The organism is Hydrogenobaculum sp., assembly GCF_049967395.1.
Lineage (GTDB): Bacteria > Aquificota > Aquificia > Aquificales > Aquificaceae > Hydrogenobaculum.
Genome location: NZ_JBMFST010000090.1, coordinates 1 through 2,351 on the forward strand (window position 1 = coordinate 1; position 2,351 = coordinate 2,351).

2 protein-coding genes are annotated in these 2,351 nt (G+C 31.1%); both read right to left on the bottom strand.

Annotated elements, in window-relative coordinates; translation table 11 throughout:
- Positions 1-29: 29 nt before the first annotated feature.
- Positions 30-1,637, bottom strand: coding sequence for a TonB-dependent receptor plug domain-containing protein (locus ACP5S8_RS08130; protein WP_461876439.1), 1,608 nt, complete (start codon positions 1,635-1,637; stop codon positions 30-32).
- A partial coding sequence (locus tag ACP5S8_RS08135) for a GGDEF domain-containing protein (RefSeq protein WP_461876440.1) occupies positions 1,609-2,351 on the bottom strand: 743 nt, incomplete at its 5' end. The genes ACP5S8_RS08135 and ACP5S8_RS08130, both read right to left, overlap by 29 nt.

Below are 2,351 nucleotides of genomic sequence, written 5' to 3' on the forward strand. Positions count from 1 at the left end.
GGAAGACCGGCTTCAAAAGAAGATGTGTCTCAGTATGTTTTAAGTATAAAATAATCAAATTCTATCTTGTTTAAAGCATTTATATAATAAGTGTTTGATAACCAAAATATATTTATGTAGATAGGAGTTTGCATATTGTAATATCCATATGGGTAGTTGAAGCTTGGTTCTATTGTATTTTTCATATCTATATAGCCGTATAAAAGTCTAATATTATCTTTCGAAAAATTGTAATCTGTTTCTAAGCTTAAGCCTTTGTATTTTATGTTGTTGAGATAATAAGGGCCGCTGTATAAAATATTTTGAAAAGAAGGTGGACTGTAAGTTTTGTAAAGAAAACCTTTTAGTGTCATGTTGTTCTTTGGTTTTGATATGTAGCCAATCCTCGCAGAATAATCAGAATTTCTAAAATGTCCGTTGTAAGAGTATCTATCAAACTTTAAATCTCCAAGCAAAAGATTTCTTTTGTTTATGTTAAATTGGTCCTCGACGTAAGCTGTGTAGTAATTTCTATGGGTAGCTTTGTTTAAAGAGTTTATAGGTATATCGTTGTAGCTTAAATTGTCTATATCAAAGTTTAAAAGCTGAAAACCAGAACCTATTATAAGCTTATTTCTATCGGTGGTAAAGGTTTTTAGTATATTTCCAGAGTATTTGTATATATTCATATTTAGATTGTAAAAAATAGGAATGTTTCCTTGATTTAAAGCATAAGGTATGTAAAGAGGAAAACCAAAAGAGTTTTTATAATTATCCTTATGTTCCATATCTATGCCAAAATGAAGTTTTAGGCTTTTATCAAAGTAATCTGTAAAAGATATGTAAGCATCTTGGTCTTTGTTTATACCACCCACTGGATTTGCAAACTCAGCCCCTACAAATACATTTTGCTTTGACCTAACAGCGCTTATATCAAGATGCCAATTTGAAAAGTGATCATATCCTTTGTGGTTTAAGTTTATAAAAGCGTATTGTTTAAAGGCGTTTCTTGAATGTTCTATGTCTTGTATGTTAAACTTTGGAAAGTTTTCGTAGGTTTGGTCATACATAAAAGAGTATGAGTAGTTTTTGTTTATAGGTTTTGCGCTTGAAAATCCTACATTGTAGCCTCCTCTTGAGTTTAAAGTGATTCTTAAAGAAGATACGTTTTCCCTGGAAGGTTTTCTTGTGTATATTTTTATTATTACAAGCTTAGGAGTGTTTCCAAGTATTACAGAGGCTGGGCCAAGATATATTTCTATATGATCAACGTCTTTTAAAGGATAATCTGCATAAAGGCTAAAATCTCCGTTAAACCCAGAGTTTACAAGATGGTCGTTTATATAAAGAGCAAATTGGTTATGATAATCATAGGAAAATCCGCCTAGCGTTAGAGAATAGTTTCCACTTTCGTTTGGACCATAGTTAAATATGGGTATCGATTTCAACACATCTTCAAGTGTATAGGCTTGCATACGCCTTAAGTCTTGCCTTGTTATGATAATCCAATGACCTAAGCTTTCTTTTCTTGTTTGGTAAGATAGGTCTGATTTTTGATTGTAGATAGATAAAAGCTTATTTATGCTTTGGCTAAAACTTACCGATATACTAACCAAAACGCAAAACAAACTAAAAAGTAATATCTTTTTTATCGTCATAGATCTCTATCCTATCCCTACCGTTTCTTTTAGCCTTGTAAAGGGCTTCATCTGCTTTTTTAATCGCTTCCTCTAAGTTTTTAGCTTTTAGGCATACACCTATGGATACGCTAAGTTTTATATTGTAATTATCGATATTAATATCAATAGATTTTATTTTTGCTCTTAATCGCTCTAAGGTGTTTAAACAATGCTCATGGTGTTTGCATTTTAAAAGTATCAAAAATTCTTCTCCGCCCCATCTTAAAACGATGTCGTTTTCTCTTATAGAGCTTTTTATAGCTCGGGCTATTTCTTTTAAGACCATATCCCCAACATCGTGACCATACGTATCGTTTACTTTCTTGAAAAAGTCAATATCTAGCATAGCAACTACGTAATCTTCTTTACTACTTTTTATATCTTTAAGTAGTTTTCTGTTTGGCAAGCCAGTAAGTTCGTCTAGGTAAGATTCTTTCTTGTAAGCTCTTGTTTCTAAAAGCAAAAATACTATAACTGCTAAAAATACTATAGAAATTATATTTATAAACAACATTGTAAGCTTTGTCTTTTTCAAAGTATTTTTTAAAGATTTCAGCGTTGTAAGTTTATAATCTACTACTATTAAAGCTCTATAAGGTTTGTTGTTTACCAAAACATCCAAAGGATAGTATAACGAAAATCCTACGTTTTCTATGGTGTCATGGTATTTTATGTAAGGCGTTTTTGTCTTTA